The 14323-nt window shown below is 72.0% G+C and carries 15 protein-coding genes; 11 read left to right on the top strand and 4 right to left on the bottom strand.

What is annotated here, in order from left to right; all coding sequences use genetic code 11:
- The first annotated feature begins 34 nt into the window (after positions 1-34).
- The 7 genes from LCG91_RS08145 to LCG91_RS08115 all read left to right on the top strand — a co-directional run bounded on the left by LCG91_RS08145 (position 35) and on the right by LCG91_RS08115 (position 8662).
- On the top strand, positions 35-961 hold the full coding sequence (locus LCG91_RS08145) for an FKBP-type peptidyl-prolyl cis-trans isomerase (RefSeq protein ID WP_224443080.1): 927 nt from the start codon (positions 35-37) through the stop codon (positions 959-961).
- Between the two features lie 72 nt (positions 962-1033).
- The gene (locus LCG91_RS08140; protein ID WP_224443079.1) at positions 1034-2131 is read left to right on the top strand and encodes a helix-turn-helix transcriptional regulator; all 1098 of its coding nucleotides are present in this window, start codon (positions 1034-1036) and stop codon (positions 2129-2131) included.
- Positions 2124-3095, top strand: coding sequence for a helix-turn-helix transcriptional regulator (locus tag LCG91_RS08135; RefSeq protein ID WP_224443078.1), 972 nt, complete (start codon positions 2124-2126; stop codon positions 3093-3095). Before LCG91_RS08140 ends, LCG91_RS08135 begins: the two co-directional genes overlap by 8 nt.
- A 230-nt stretch (positions 3096-3325) precedes the next feature.
- Positions 3326-4078, top strand: a complete 753-nt coding sequence (gene tatC / locus LCG91_RS08130) for a twin-arginine translocase subunit TatC (protein WP_224443113.1) — start codon at positions 3326-3328, stop codon at positions 4076-4078.
- Positions 4078-6519 carry a DEAD/DEAH box helicase gene (locus tag LCG91_RS08125; protein ID WP_058750230.1) on the top strand — a complete coding sequence of 814 codons (2442 nt, stop codon included), beginning with the start codon at positions 4078-4080 and terminating at the stop codon, positions 6517-6519. Before tatC ends, LCG91_RS08125 begins: the two co-directional genes overlap by 1 nt.
- 8 nt (positions 6520-6527) lie before the next feature.
- Positions 6528-8207, top strand: coding sequence for an apolipoprotein N-acyltransferase (lnt, locus tag LCG91_RS08120; protein ID WP_224443077.1), 1680 nt, complete (start codon positions 6528-6530; stop codon positions 8205-8207).
- 104 nt (positions 8208-8311) lie between these two features.
- Positions 8312-8662, top strand: coding sequence for an RNA polymerase-binding protein RbpA (locus LCG91_RS08115; RefSeq protein WP_058727838.1), 351 nt, complete (start codon positions 8312-8314; stop codon positions 8660-8662).
- Between the two features lie 83 nt (positions 8663-8745).
- Here the strand turns inward: LCG91_RS08115 and LCG91_RS08110 are convergent, their stop codons facing one another.
- Together LCG91_RS08110 and LCG91_RS08105 are read right to left on the bottom strand one after the other, a co-directional pair.
- Positions 8746-9903 carry an SPFH domain-containing protein gene (locus LCG91_RS08110; protein ID WP_058750229.1) on the bottom strand — a complete coding sequence of 386 codons (1158 nt, stop codon included), beginning with the start codon at positions 9901-9903 and terminating at the stop codon, positions 8746-8748.
- A complete protein-coding gene (locus LCG91_RS08105) occupies positions 9900-10370 on the bottom strand; it encodes an NfeD family protein (RefSeq protein WP_224443076.1) in 471 nt (156 codons plus the stop codon). The genes LCG91_RS08110 and LCG91_RS08105 overlap by 4 nt, the downstream gene beginning before the upstream one ends.
- Positions 10371-10559: 189 nt before the next feature.
- Here LCG91_RS08105 and LCG91_RS08100 point away from each other — a divergent pair, with 189 nt between their 5' ends.
- The 4 genes from LCG91_RS08100 to LCG91_RS08085 all read left to right on the top strand — a co-directional run bounded on the left by LCG91_RS08100 (position 10560) and on the right by LCG91_RS08085 (position 12526).
- Entirely contained in the window at positions 10560-11321 is a 762-nt protein-coding gene (locus LCG91_RS08100) for an SDR family oxidoreductase (RefSeq protein ID WP_058727941.1), read from the top strand.
- A gap of 33 nt (positions 11322-11354) precedes the next feature.
- Positions 11355-11810 (top strand): NUDIX hydrolase, encoded by a 456-nt coding sequence (locus LCG91_RS08095; RefSeq protein ID WP_058727841.1) that lies wholly within the window; start codon positions 11355-11357, stop codon positions 11808-11810.
- A gap of 117 nt (positions 11811-11927) precedes the next feature.
- Complete coding sequence (locus tag LCG91_RS08090; protein ID WP_126890071.1) at positions 11928-12239, top strand: DUF4190 domain-containing protein; 312 nt, start codon at positions 11928-11930, stop codon at positions 12237-12239.
- Between the two features lie 122 nt (positions 12240-12361).
- Entirely contained in the window at positions 12362-12526 is a 165-nt protein-coding gene (locus tag LCG91_RS08085; protein ID WP_224443075.1) for a hypothetical protein, read from the top strand.
- Positions 12527-12801: 275 nt separating this feature from the next.
- Here the strand turns inward: LCG91_RS08085 and LCG91_RS08080 are convergent, their stop codons facing one another.
- Positions 12802-13176, bottom strand: coding sequence for a cupin domain-containing protein (locus LCG91_RS08080; protein ID WP_224443074.1), 375 nt, complete (start codon positions 13174-13176; stop codon positions 12802-12804).
- Positions 13177-13262: 86 nt separating this feature from the next.
- Entirely contained in the window at positions 13263-14294 is a 1032-nt protein-coding gene (locus LCG91_RS08075) for an alcohol dehydrogenase catalytic domain-containing protein (RefSeq protein ID WP_224443073.1), read from the bottom strand.
- Positions 14295-14323 lie beyond the last annotated feature (29 nt).

Below are 14323 nucleotides of genomic sequence, written 5' to 3'. Positions count from 1 at the left end.
CATGCCCGTCCAGCACCGAACGGAAAGAGGGTCCGTGCGCACCATCCCCGCACTCCTGGTCACCATCGGCCTCGCCGCCTCCCTGACGGGGTGCGCCGCCAGCGGGGCCGGCACGGCGCCGTCCGCGTGCCCCGAACCCGGTGCCGCCTCGGCAGCGGTGACGGCGACGGGTGCGTTCGGCAAGGAGCCGAAGGTGTCGGTGCCGTCCGGGCTGACCACGAAGGGCACCCAGGTCTCGGTGCTGCGCTCCGGCGACGGCCGCCAGATCGAGGAGGGCACGCCGGTCCTCGTCGAGTACACGCTCGTCGACGGCGCCACCGGCCAGGTCGCGCAGACCAGCGGCTACTCCGGCCAGACTGCACCGATCACCGCCGGTGCTGCCAACTACGGCCCCCTCGGCTCCGCGCTCGAGTGCGCCCACGTCGGCGACCGGCTCGCCGTGGCACTGCCGAAGAGCGAACTGAGCGGGAGCGCCACCAGCGCGTCCGGCACCTCGGGGAAGACCGAGGACGCCGTCGTCGCGGTGATGGACGTCAAGCAGGCCTTCGACGCCCGCGCCACCGGGACCCCGCAGCTCGCCGGCGACGGCATGCCCGCGGTCGTCCTGGCGCCGTCCGGTGCGCCCGGGATCACCATCCCGTCGTGGAGCGCGCCGAAGGACGACGCCCTCCACCTGCTCCGCAAGGGCTCGGGCGCGAAGCTCACCGCGAAGGACAGCGCGGTCATCAAGTACACGGCCGTCTCGTGGGCCGGCAGCAACGGCGACTCCTCGGTCGTCGCCTCGAACTGGACCGACGGTTCGGGTGCGCAGGCGGTCCCGCTGGCCGAGGGCCAGGTGATCGACGGCGTGCGGAACGCGATCCTCGGCCACCGCGTCGGCGACCAGGTCCTGGCGATCGTGCACCAGCAGTCCGGCACCACGGCGTACGTCATCGACGTGCTCGGGAAGATGCCCGCCTGAGCCCCGGCCGCCCCTCCACCGACCCCGCGCGGGTGCACTCCGGTGCACCCGCGCTGCCGTAGGATCGGGCTCGTGCCAGCCTCCCGAGCCCCCCGCGTCCCCGCCGAGGAGCGGCTCTTCAGCCTCGTGCTCGCACTGCTCTCCACCGAGGCCGGGCTGACCAAGGCGGAGATCCTGGCGAACGTGCAGGGCTACCGCCAGCGCTTCACGCCCGGTGGGGACAACGCCTCGCTCGAGCGCCAGTTCGAGCGCGACAAGGACGACGTCCGCGACCTCGGCATCCCACTCGAGACCATCGAGACGCCGGGCGCCGCCGGCAACAACCAGACGCTGCGCTACCGGATCCCGAAGGGTGAGTACGACCTGCCGCTCGACGTGCGTTTCACGCCGGACGAGTCCGCGCTGCTGTCCCTCGCCGCGATGGCGTGGCGCGAGGGAGCACTGTCCACCGACTCCCGTCGCGCGCTGCTCAAGGTGCGCTCCGCGGGGTCGGACGACGACGGATCGACCACCGCGCAGGGCGTCGCCGGCATGGGCGCGTACGCGCCGCGGCTCCGCGCCCGTGACGCCGCGTTCGAGCCGCTGCGCTCGGCCCTCGACCGAGGCGCCGCGGTCCGGTTCGACTACATCACGCCGGGGGAGCACGCGCCGCGCCGCCGTGACCTGGCGCCCCTCGCGCTCGTGCAGCACGGTGGACGTTGGATGCTCGCAGCGCACGAGTTCTCGACCGGCGGCACGAAGAACTACCTGCTGTCCCGGATCGTCGGGCCGGTCAGCGTGCACCAGGTCGGGCAGCACCCCGCGCCCGCCGGCGCCGCCGAGAAGGCCCTCGCCGAGCTCGACCGCGTGTGGGCCGAGCGCACCGCACGGATCGCGGTCGTGCCGGGCTCCGACGCCGAACGCCGACTCCGGCGTCGCCGGGGCACCGAGGTCGACGACGACGGCGTGCTCGTCGTGCACCACGTCGACCCGCAGATCCTCGCCGAGGAACTCGCCGCCTTCGGACCCGAGGTCCGGGTGCTCGACCCCGCCGCGCTCCGCGAGCGGGTCGTCGCCCGACTGCGAGCCCTCGTCGCCGACCACACGGACGACGACCGGCCCGCCGACGCCGACGCCGACGACCGGCCCGCCGACGCCGACCACGCCGACGCCGGAGGTGCCCGTGGCTGACCAGCAACCCCTGCAGGCCCAGGACAAGCTCGCGTTCCTGCTCGTCCTCGTGCCGTACCTCATCGACCACGAGCGCGTCTCGGTGGCCGAGGCCGCTCGCCACTTCGGTGTCCCCGAGCAGCGCATCCGCCGGGCCGTCGAACTCATCGCGGTGTCGGGTGTGCCCGGCGAGACGATGCAGTACCAGCACGGCGACCTGTTCGACATCGCCTGGGACGACTTCGAGCAGAACGACATGATCGTGCTGACGAACCTCGTCGCCATCGACGACTCGCCCCGGCTCTCCGCACGCGAGGCCTCGGCCCTGATCGCCGGACTGCAGTACCTGTCCGCCCTGCCCGAGGCCGCGGACCGCGACGCCATCCGGGCGCTCATGGCGAAGCTGTCCCGCGGCGCCGGGGGAGCGGCGTCGAACGTCGCCGTCGGCCAGGACCTGCACGACGCCGCGCTCTCGACGATCCGCCGCGCCGTCGCCGACGGTCGCGGACTCGCCTTCGAGTACGCCGGCCCGCGGACCCGCGGGGGCACCCGTCGCGTGGACCCGCTGCGCGTCGAGTCGATCGACGCGGACTGGTACCTGCGGGCCTGGGACCTCGACCGGCAGGCGCTGCGGACCTTCCGGCTCGACCGGATGACGAACGCGCGAGTCGACGACCGCCCGGCGGAGAAGACCATCGGTGACGTCGTGATCCCGGACACGCTCTTCCAGCAGTCCGGCGGCGACGTGATCGTCACCGTCGAGCTCGACTGCTCGGCGCTGCCCCTCGTCGCGGACCACCTGGCGGACACCGCCGATGCCGAGGACGCCGACGGCCGCGTCCGCATCCGGCTCGCGGCGTCGAACGGCTTCGACGGGGTGGTCCGGCTGGTGGCCGGTCTCCCGGGGCGCGCGGTCGTCCTCGACCCGCCGGCGGCGCGCGCCGCCGTGCGCGCGTTCGCCGAGGCTGCGCTGGCCGCCGAGTAGCGCGCAGCCGCGGCACCGACCGAGGTCACCGCCGCCCCACCGCACGGCATGACGGACGGGAGGCTCGCCGCGCGGCCGCCACGTGCCTCCCGTCCGGTGCTCCGCCTGTGCGTCCGCCGCCGACGGCCCGACTGTCGGTCCCGGTCCCGTAGGATCGGGCCATGGCTTCGACGACCGCGAGCGGGCGAGCGGGGCGACCGGGCCGTCCGAAGAAGGACACCGAGGGTCGCATGTCGCTCGGGCAGCACTTGATCGAGCTGCGCAACCGCCTCTTCAAGGCGGTCCTCGCGGTCGCGGCGTGCGCCGTCGGCGGGTGGTTCCTCACCCCGTTCGTGCTCGATGCGCTCCGGCAGCCGGTGACCTCGATGGCCGAGGTCGGCGGGCACACCGCCGAGCTGAACTTCCCGATGATCACGGGCGCGTTCGACCTCCGCCTGCAGATCGCGATCACGATCGGCGTGGTCATCTCGAGCCCGGTCTGGCTGTACCAGGTGTGGGCGTTCATCGTCCCGGCGCTGGTGCGGCGCGAGAAGCAGTACGTGTTCGGGTTCCTCGGCACCGCGATCCCGCTGTTCTTCGCGGGCTGCTGGTTCGGGTGGTACATCCTTCCGCACGTCGTCGGCATCCTCGGCAGCTTCGTGTCGACGCAGGACACCTCGATCGTGGACGCCAAGGCCTACTACGACTTCGTCATCAAGCTCATCGTGGCGGTCGGCATCGCCTTCGTGCTGCCGGTGTTCCTCGTGCTGCTGAACTTCGTCGGCGTGCTGTCGGCGAGCTCGATCATCAGGTCGTGGCGCGTGGCGATCCTCTGCATCCTGGTGTTCTGCGCCATCGTCACCCCGTCGGCCGACGTCGTCTCGATGTTCCTGCTGGCGGTACCGATGCTCGTGCTCTACGCCGCCGCCTGCCTGGTGACGTGGTTGCACGACCGCCGGGCGGCGAAGCGCCAGGCGAAGCTGGACGAGGAGTACGCACGCTGATGACCCCCGGACCCAGTGCCGCCGAGCGCTACCAGGCGGCGAAGGTCCGGAACCGCTCGCGCAACCTCGAGCTGTTCCGTGCCGACCTGCGCTTCGACCTCGACCCGTTCCAGGTCGCCGGCTGCGACGCCCTCGACCAGGGGCGGAGCGTCCTGGTGGCCGCCCCGACGGGCGCCGGCAAGACCATCGTCGCGGAGTTCGCGATCTGGCTCGCGATGCGCCAACCCACGGCGAAGGTGTTCTACACGACGCCGATGAAGGCGCTGAGCAACCAGAAGTACAACGAGCTCGTGGCCGACTACGGCGAGTCCGAGGTCGGGCTGCTGACCGGCGACACGAACGTCAACCCGCGCGCCCGCGTCGTCGTGATGACGACCGAGGTGCTGCGCAACATGATCTACGCGGACTCCGACCTGCTCGACGACCTCGCCTGGGTCGTCCTCGACGAGGTCCACTACCTGGCCGACCGGTTCCGCGGCGCCGTGTGGGAAGAGGTCATCCTGCACCTGCCGACCGAGGTGCGGCTCGTCTCGCTCAGCGCGACGGTGTCGAACGCCGAGGAGTTCGGCGACTGGCTGCAGACCGTCCGCGGCGACACCGACGTCATCGTGTCCGAGGACCGTCCGGTCCCGCTCGAGCAGCACGTGCTCGTGGGCTCCAAGATGGTCGACCTGTTCGACTCGAGCGGCGCGGCGGCGACGAACCGGGTGAACCCGGAGCTGCTCCGACTCGTCGGCGGTGCCTCGCGCAGCGAGCGGCACGGCGGTGGGCACCGGGGTCGGCGCGGTCGCGGCGGGTACCCGGAGCGCCGCGGTCCCCGGACCGAGAAGATGTACCGCGAGCAGATCGCGAAGGTCCTCGACGAGCGCATGCTCCTGCCCGCGATCTTCTTCGTGTTCAGCCGCAACGGCTGCGACCAGGGCGTCCGCCAGGTCCTCCGCTCGGGCATCTCGCTGACGACGGCCGACGAGCGCAACGAGATCCGCGAGACCGCCGAGTACCACTGCCGGACCCTGCTCGACGAGGACCTCGCCGTCCTCGGCTACTGGGAGTGGCTCGAGGGCCTCGAGCGCGGTGTCGCCGCACACCACGCCGGCCTCCTGCCTGCGTTCAAGGAAGTGGTCGAGGACCTCTTCCAGCGCAAGCTCCTCAAGGTCGTCTTCGCCACGGAGACCCTGGCGCTCGGCGTGAACATGCCGGCCCGCACGGTCGTGCTCGAGAAGCTCGAGAAGTTCAACGGCGAGGCCCGCGTGCCGATCACGCCGGGGGAGTACACGCAGCTCACCGGTCGAGCGGGCCGCCGCGGCATCGACGTCGAGGGGCACTCGGTCATCCAGTGGTCGGACGGCCTCGACCCGCAGGCCGTCGCGTCGCTGGCGAGCCGCCGCACGTACCCGCTCAACTCGTCGTTCAAGCCGACGTACAACATGGCCGTGAACCTCATCGAGCAGTTCGGACGGCAGCGCACGCGCGAGGTCCTCGAGACCTCGTTCGCGCAGTTCCAGGCCGACCGGTCCGTCGTCGACCTCGCGCGCAAGGTGCGGTCGCAGCAGGAGTCCCTGGACGGGTACCAGCGTGCGATGGAGTGCCACCTCGGTGACTTCACCGAGTACGCCGCCCTCCGCCGTCGCCTGTCCGACCTCGAGCGCACGAACGTCCCCGGCGGCCGTGAGGCCTCGCACGGTGCCCGCCAGGAACGCCAGGCGGCGATCACCGACGTCCGTCGGCAGATGCAGCGGCACCCCTGTCACGCGTGCCCGGACCGCGAGGCGCACGCCCGGTGGGCCGAGCGCTGGTACAAGCTCAAGCGCGCCAACGACAAGCTCGTGCAGCAGATCCGCTCCCGGACGGGTGCGGTCGCGACGACCTTCGACCGGGTCACGAACGTGCTCCTGCAGCTCGGCTACCTCGTGGCGTCGGGCGACGACGAGGCCACGGTCGCCGCGGGCGGTCGCCGCCTGCAGCGCATCTACGGTGAGCGTGACCTGCTCGTCGCCGAGTGCCTCGAGGCGGGCGTGTGGAAGGAACTCACGCCGGCGCAGCTCGCCGCCATGGCCGCGACGATCGTCTACCAGCCGCGCCGCGAGGACGCCCCCGGCACCGAGCACGCCCTGCCCCGCGGGGCGTTCCGGCCGGCGCTCGACGAGACGCTGACGATCTGGGCCCGACTCGACGACATCGAGCGGGACGCCCGGCTCGCCGGCTCCCAGCCGCCGACCCCGGCCATGTCCGTCGGCATGTTCCGGTGGGCGTCCGGTTCCGCGCTCGACGACGTGCTCCGGACCCTCGACATGCCCGCGGGCGACTTCGTGCGCTGGTCGAAGCAGGTGATCGACCTGCTGGACCAGGTGCGGAACGCCGGCGACGACGAGCTCGCCCAGACGGCACGGCGGGCGACGGACGCGGTGCGCCGCGGCATCGTCGCCTACGCGACGGTCTGACGGGAGGCATGGTGCAGGTCCCCGATACCGCGACACGTCCGCGACCCAGCGGCGCCATCCCGCACGGCCGCGCCGTCCGCGGTCCGTCCCGCTCGAGCACGGCGTCGCGGCTCGGGCACGGCGTCCTGCCGGACGGACGTCGCGACGAGTTCGCCGCGCTGCCGCTGCGGCTGGCGTTCCCGCTCGCCGTGGTCGGCGGTCTGCTGTTCGCCCTGTCGTTCCCCGAGCCGGGCTGGTGGTTCCTCGCCTACCCGGCGATGGCATGCATGCTCCTCGCCGCCATGGGGCAGCGCGCCCGCCGGGCCGCCTGGCTCGGGTACGTGGCCGGTGCCGCGTTCTGGCTCCCGGCGATCTCGTGGGCGGGACGCTACCTCGGGCCGGTCCCGTGGCTGGCACTCGCGCTGTTCGAAGCCGCGTACTTCGCCCTCGGCAGCGTGGCGATCGCCCTCGCGTACCGGTGGGTCGCGCGCGTCCTGCCGTCGACCGCCTGGCGGGTGTGGGGCCTCCCGGCCGTCGTCGCCGGTCTCTGGACCGGACGCGAGTGGTTCTCCGGGAGCTGGCCGTACGAGGGCTTCGCCTGGGGCCGCGTCGGGCTGTCCCAGTCGCAGGGACCGTTCACGCACCTCGCCGCGTACGTGGGCGTGCTCGGGGTGACCTTCGTCGTCGTCTACTGCGTCGCCGTCGTCCTCTCGCTCGCGCTCGTCGTGCCGCGCGAACCCGGCGCCGTCCTCGGCGCGCCGGTCCGCGTCGCGACCGCCGGGCTCCTGGTCGCCGTGGTCCTGGCGGTGCCCGCGTGGCCGACCCGTGTCGACGGCAGCATCCGCGTCGAGGCCGTGCAGGGCAACGGTCCGGCCGGGTACTTCGACCGCGCACAGCCCGGCGAGGTCCTGGCCGCGCAGGTCGCGGCGACCGACGTCGAGGCGCGCGGTGTCGACCTGGTCGTCTGGCCCGAGGCCGCAGCCGAGGCCGACCCGCGGCGCTTCCCGGCCGTCGCGGACGCGCTCGACTCGGTGGTGGACACCGTCGGGGCGCCGCTCGTCGCCGGTGCGATCACGCAGACGTCGTCCGGGGTGCTGCACAACACGTCCTTCGTGTGGACCGCCGAGGGGTGGCAGTCGTCGTACGACAAGAAGCGCCCGGTGCCCTTCGGCGAGTACGTCCCCGACCGCTGGTTCTTCTCGAAGCTCGCGCCGTCGCTCATCGGGCTCTTGCAGCGCGACTACACGCCGGGCACGAAGCCGAACGTCCTCGACGTCGCGGGCGTCAGGGCCGGCATCGCGGTCTGCTTCGACATCGTCGACGACGGCCTGACCTCCGACATGGCGCGCGGGGGAGCGCAGGTCATCCTCGCCCAGACGAACAACGCCGACTTCTCCGGCACCGACGAGAACCTGCAGCAGCTCGAGATCGCCCGGCTCCGCGCGGTCGAGACCGGTCGGTCGCTCGTCAACGTCTCGACGGTCGGTGCCTCGCAGGTGATCGATCCGACCGGCCGGACGATCGACCGCATCCCGGAGTACACGGCGACCTCGATGATCACCGACGTGCCGCTCGGGACCGGCACCACGCCGGCGACGGTCGCGTCCGGGTCCGTCACCCTCGTGGTCTCCCTCGGGGCCCTCCTGGTGCTGCTCGCGTGTGCACCCTGGGGACGCCGTCGTGCTCGTCGTCGGCTCCGCGCTGCCTGAACACCGCCACCGCCCACTGGGAACGCTCTGTGAATGCGCCCCATCGGGATGCAACCCGCGTGGGACAGTGTTGAGGAGGGCAGACGAGCGAGAGGAGCACACACATGGCTGATCGGAGTCTCCGCGGGATGCGGCTCGGGAGCCAGAGTCTCCAGAGCGAGGAGGGCGTCGAGCTCTCCGACCGGAAGCGCGCGGTCTACCAGACCGAGTCGGGGGAGACGTTCGACGTCGTCTTCTCCGCCGAGGCCGACGTACCGCAGACGTGGTCGGAACCCCGGACGGGGCGCGAAGGACGGCTGCTCGGCGACGACGGGATCCCGGTGGAGGTCGCTGCCGAGGACGTCAAGGCGCCCAGGACGCACTGGGACATGCTGCTCGAGCGACGCTCGCGCGAGGAGCTCGAGGAACTGCTCGAGGAACGCCTTGCGTTCCTGCGCGCACGGCGCGGCGCCTGAACCGCAGCACCCACGACACGACGACGCCCGCCCCGGGTCCCCGGGGCGGGCGTCGTCGTGTCCGGGCCTGCAGGCCCGTGGTCCTACTGCTGGCGGCGGTCGTCCCCGAGCGCCGTCTCCGACGCCTCGTCCGCGGCCGCGAGGTGCGCGTCGACGCTGCGGTCCGACTCCGCGAGCCGCTCGTCGAGTGCCGCGTCCGGCACGATGTCCGCTGCCGTGGCGTCCGGCCGGGGGTTCGCCGCCGCCGCGCCGTCCGCGGTCGCGGTGTTCGCAAGGCTCTCGTTCGCGAGCTTCGAGATGCGGGACAGGAAGTCCGCACCGCCGCCGGCTCCCGCGACGGGGCCGCTGCCGGTGCGACCGGCGGTGAAGCCCTTGGCGATGCCGGACAGCGCCTCGGTGAACTCGCTCGGGATCATCCAGAGCTTGTTCGCGGTGCCCTCGGCGATCTTCGGCAGGGTCTGCAGGTACTGGTAGGACAGCAGCTTGTCGTCCGGGTCACCGGTGTGGATCGCGTCGAACACGGTCGCGATCGCCTGTGCCTCACCCTCGGCGCGGAGCACCTGGGCCTTGGCGTCACCCTCGGCGGCGAGGATCGCGGCCTGCCGCTGGCCCTCGGCCTCGAGGATCTGCGACTGCTTCGTGCCCTCGGCCTGCAGGATCGCGGCACGACGGTTCCGCTCGGCGCGGAGCTGCTGCTCCATGGCGTCCTGGATCGACACGGGCGGCTCGATCGCCTTGAGCTCGACGCGTCCGACGCGGATGCCCCACTTGCCGGTGGCCTCGTCGAGCACGACGCGCAGCTGGCCGTTGATGTTGTCGCGGCTCGTCAGGGCCTCCTCGAGGTTCAGGCCACCGACGACGTTGCGGAGCGTGGTCGTGGTGAGCTGCTCGACGGCGCCGAGGTAGTTCGCGATCTCGTAGGTCGCGGCGCGGGCGTCCGTCACCTGGAAGTAGACGACGGTGTCGATCGAGACGACGAGGTTGTCCTCGGTGATCACCGGCTGCGGCGGGAACGACACGACCTGCTCGCGCATGTCGATGAGCGGGCGGAGCCGGTCGATGAACGGCACGAGGATGTTGAGTCCCGGGCTGAGCGTCTTGTGGTACTTGCCGAGTCGTTCGACGATCCCGGCCGTCGCCTGCGGCACGATCCGGATCGCGCGGGACAGGACGACGATCACGAAGATCACGACGACGAGGACGAGGACGATCAGGGCGATCGTCCCGGCTGAGATGGTCACGAGGTGGCCCTTTCTCCGAGGCGGACGACCGCGGTCGACCCCTCGATCGACTCGACGACCACGGGGGTGCCGAGCGGCGGTGTGCGGTCGGGGGAGTCGGCGGCGAGCCGGGCGCTCCAGGTCTCGCCGTTCGCGAGACGGACCTGCCCGGGGGACGACGACGTGAAGGCCACGGCGACGGTGCCGCGCAGGCCGATCAGGCCCTCGATGTTGGTGCGGTGCGGGTCGGCGTTCCGACCGAGCGCCACGAGCAGCCTCGGGCGGACCAGCGAGAGCAGCACGAGCGCCACGACGGCGGCGATGATGGCGGAGAGCCACCACGGGGCGCCGACCAGCGCGGCGATGAGTCCTCCGGCAGCGCCCGCGGCGAGCATCAGGAAGATGAAGTCGAGGGTGAAGACCTCGACCACGCCCAGCAGCAGTGTCAGTCCGATCCAGACGACGGTCTGGATCCAGTCGATGTTCACGCGATCTCCCTCCCTCGCATCGCGCGCTCCGGCGTGCAGCGTCGCGACGGCCGGTCCAACTCCGTTCAACATATCGTGTCTCGCTCACGTCCGTGCGAGACCCGCTCGGGCTCGTCGGGGTCGAGACGGGCGGTTGGTAGGCTCGTGCGCGGCCGAACCGGCCACAGCAGCGACCTGGAGAACACGACTGTGAGCAACCCCCTCGCCCCCGGATCCCTCGCCGACAAGCGCGCCCTCGTCACCGGGTCGTCGCGCGGCATCGGCGCCGACACCGTCGGCTACCTGGCGGAGGCCGGCGCGAAGGTCGTCGTGAACTACCGCAACAAGGCCCGGCGCGCCGAGCAGATCGTCGAGAAGGTCGTCGCCGCCGGTGGCTCCGCGATCGCCGTCGGTGCCGACCTCACCGACCACGAGTCCGTCCAGGCGATGGTCGACCGCGTCGTCGCCGAGTGGGGCGGCATCGACCTGCTCGTGCTGAACGCGTCGGGCGGCATGGAGGCCGACCTGGGGGAGGACTACGCGCTCCGCCTGAACCGCGACGCGCAGGTCGACATGCTCCAGACCGCCGTGCCGCACATGCCGGCCGGGTCGCGCGTCGTCTTCGTGACCAGCCACCAGGCCCACTTCGTCGAGACCGCCGAGACCATGGACGAGTACGTCCCGGTGGCGAAGAGCAAGCGCGCCGGCGAACTCGCCCTGCGCGAGCTCATCCCGCAGCTCGAGGCAGCCGGCATCGAGTTCGTCACCGTCTCCGGCGACATGATCGAGGGCACCATCACGGCGACGCTGCTCAACCGCCTCAACCCCGGCGCGATCGAGGGTCGTCGCCAGGAGGTCGGCAAGCTCTACAGCGTGTCGGAGTTCGCCGCGGAGATCGCCCTCGCCGCCGTCGAGCCGATCCCGGCCGACCACACCAAGCTCGTCGGCGACACGAGCGGCTTCACCGCCTGACCACCTCCGCAGGACGCCGGTAGCCTCGGGCGCGTGACAGCGAAGCCCGGTCTGCGTCTGACGTCCCGCATCCTCCTGCTCGACCCGGACGGCCGCGTGTTCCTCATGGACACGCGGTCGCCGTCGTCCGACGGGTCCCACCGGTGGATCACCCCGGGCGGCGGCGTCGACCCGGGGGAGTCGCACCGCGATGCCGCCGTCCGCGAGCTCCGCGAGGAGACGGGCATCGTCGTCGACGACCCGGGGGAGTCGGTGTGGTCGTGGGACTTCTCCGTGGAGTGGGACCTGGCCGACCACGACCGCGGCCACAGCGAGTTCTACGTGGTGCGGACGCCGGGGTTCGAGTTGTCCGACGCCGAGTGGACGGACGACGAGCGCGTCGACATCCTCGCGTCGCGCTGGTGGACGGCCGAGCAGCTCGAGGCGACCGACGAACCGTTCGAGCCGGCGGAGCTCCCGCAGCTCGTCCGTCGGCACCGGGACGCCTGAGGCCGTCGGCCGCGCTCGTGCCCAGCTGATCCGAACGCTCTTCGCAGGAAGCGCATACCGTGTGCGCAGACGGCCGCACGCAACCCGTGCCAGCGGCCCCTGACACGAGGAGCTCCCATGTCCACGAACGGTTTCCCGCCGGCACCGAACACGCCCGGTGCGGCTCCCGCGACGAACGGCGGCAACGGTCTCGCCGTCGGCTCGCTGGTGCTCGGCATCGTCGCCGTCGTCTTCGGATTCCTGTTCTCGATCATCGGTCTGATCGCCGGCATCGTGGGCCTGGTCCTGGGCTTCGTCGCACGCCGTCGCGGCCTGAGCCGCGGCATGGTGCTCGCGGGCATCGTCCTGAGCGTCATCGGCATCGTCATCGCGATCATCTTCATGATCATCGGAGCGATGGCTGCCGTGTCGTACATGAACAACCAGTAGCAACGCCGGACGGGAGGCGCGTGGCGGGTCCGCCACGCGCCTCCCGTCCGTCTGTCCGGTACCCGACGATCGTCGTCCCGTCGTCGAGACCGTCCCAGCCCGGTCCGAGTAGCGTCCGCGCCATGACGTACAGCCAGCCGGACCCCGCAGAAGAGACCACCCAGGCCGAAGCGCCGGAGCAGCCGGACACCGACCGCTCCGAGGTCGAGGAGGACGGCCGCGAGGACGCGGCCCTCGAGATCGACGCCGACGACGTGCCGACCGGCGACGAGTCGCCCGAGCACTGACGCCGACGCTTAGATCCTGCCGCTCGGTTCCCGACGGCTGGGTCTCGGCGCCCAGCTCCTGACCACCCGGTCGCACGACGTGCCGCTCACGATCTCCGTGAGCGGCACGTCGTGCGACCGGGACGTCTGCCCACAGCGTGTCGTGCGACCTCAGCAGCACGACGACAGCGGCTCCAGTGCTCACAGCCAGTGAGTTGCCGGGCGCCGATAATGCATATTATGTCAATTCAGTTGGACCGCAGGCGGGATGTCACGCCGCCGAGACTCCCCCGCGCTCACGGCGCCGGCCTCGGCGTGACCAGCGGACACCCGTCCACCTGCGCCGCGACGAACACGAGCACCAGTTCCTCGTCGGACACGTTCGTCGCCTCGTGATCGACGAACGGTCCCTCGACGAGCACCTGACCCGGCCCGAAGTGCCGCACGACGTCCGCGGTCCGGTGCCGGAGACGACCCCGGGCGACGATGCCGGTCTGCCAGGCGTCGTGTCGGTGCCACCCCGTCGAGCCACCCGGCGGGATCCGCGCCATGAACGACCGGACCACCCCGTACCGAGTCCCCTGGTCGGCTCCTGGAGGCGCCACCAGTCGGCAGTCGTCGATCAGTCCCGTCTCGGCGAGCTCGATGCCCGCCCCACTTCCCCACGTCATCGCCGCAGTATTCCAGATGTCACCCCGGCTGTCCGCCGTTCCGCACAGCCGCCGTTCTGCACAGCCGTCGGTCCGGTCATGCACGCTCAGAACACCGCGACGACCATGCCCGATTCGCTCGCCGGTCGGTCCATCGCCTCGAGTGCCTCCGGCAGGTCCTCGAAGCCGATCGTGCGCCCGATCGACTCCGCCGGACGGAGCCGTCCGGTGACCACGTCGTCGAGCATCGCCGCGTACTCCCCCACGGCGATCCCGTGGCTGCCGAGTAGTTCGAGCTCGTCCGCGATGACTCGGCCCATCGGGATCGCCGGCGCCGCCTCGTCGTCGAGCAGCAACCCGACCTGCACGTGCCGCCCGCGCGGTCGGAGCGAGGCCACCGCCGCGACCGAGGTCGCCCGGCTGCCGTAGGCGTCGACGGAGACGTGGGCGCCACCCCCGGTGAGCCGTTGCACGGCCGACGGGGCGTCCTCCCCCATGGCCACCGTCGTCGCACCGAGTGCCGCCGCCCGCTCCAGCGCCGCCGCCGAAACGTCGACCGCGACGACCCGCGCGCCCGCGGCGACCGCCACCAGCACGGTGGACAGGCCGACCCCGCCGCAGCCGTAGACGACGACCCACTCCCCCTGGGCGACGCGGCCCCGGTCGTGCAGTGCGTGGTACGCGGTCCCGAACCGGCACCCGAGTCCCGCCGCCTCGGCGAACCCGACCTCGTCGGGCAGCGCGACGAGGTTGACGTCCGCGTGCGGCACGACCACGGAGTCGGCGTACGACCCCGGCAGCGTGAAGCCGGGCTGCTGCTGCCGGGTGCACACCTGGGTGGCGCCGTCACGGCACTGCTCGCACGTCCCGCAGGCGAAGACGAACGGTGCGGTCACCCGGTCGCCGACCGCGAACCCCGAGACGTCCGACCCGACGGAGGCGACGGTCCCCGAGAACTCGTGACCCGGCACGTGCGGCAGCGAGACCGAGTCATCGTGGCCCTTCCACGCATGCCAGTCGCTCCGGCAGACGCCGGTCGCGCGGACGGCGACGACGACGCCGTCGTCGGGTGCGTCCGGTGCCGCGACGTCGACGATGACGGGTGTGGATCCGAAGCGGTTGTACCGGACTGCGCGCATCCCGTCATCCTGGCAGAGCGACGGACGGG

The sequence above is a fragment of the Curtobacterium sp. TXMA1 genome (assembly GCF_020162095.1).
Lineage (GTDB): Bacteria > Actinomycetota > Actinomycetes > Actinomycetales > Microbacteriaceae > Curtobacterium.
This window is presented reverse-complemented; position numbering and strand designations above follow the sequence as displayed.

Excerpts from the sequence above, each read along its gene's own strand:
- lnt (WP_224443077.1), top strand. The coding sequence starts at position 6,528 with ATGGTGCAGGTCCCCGATACCGCGACACGTCCGCGACCCAGCGGCGCC.
- LCG91_RS08080 (WP_224443074.1), bottom strand. The coding sequence starts at position 13,176 with ATGACGTGGGGAAGTGGGGCGGGCATCGAGCTCGCCGAGACGGGACTG.
- LCG91_RS08090 (WP_126890071.1), top strand. The coding sequence starts at position 11,928 with ATGTCCACGAACGGTTTCCCGCCGGCACCGAACACGCCCGGTGCGGCT.
- LCG91_RS08075 (WP_224443073.1), bottom strand. The coding sequence starts at position 14,294 with ATGCGCGCAGTCCGGTACAACCGCTTCGGATCCACACCCGTCATCGTC.
- tatC (WP_224443113.1), top strand. The coding sequence starts at position 3,326 with ATGTCGCTCGGGCAGCACTTGATCGAGCTGCGCAACCGCCTCTTCAAG.
- LCG91_RS08115 (WP_058727838.1), top strand. The coding sequence starts at position 8,312 with ATGGCTGATCGGAGTCTCCGCGGGATGCGGCTCGGGAGCCAGAGTCTC.
- LCG91_RS08125 (WP_058750230.1), top strand. The coding sequence starts at position 4,078 with ATGACCCCCGGACCCAGTGCCGCCGAGCGCTACCAGGCGGCGAAGGTC.
- LCG91_RS08085 (WP_224443075.1), top strand. The coding sequence starts at position 12,362 with ATGACGTACAGCCAGCCGGACCCCGCAGAAGAGACCACCCAGGCCGAA.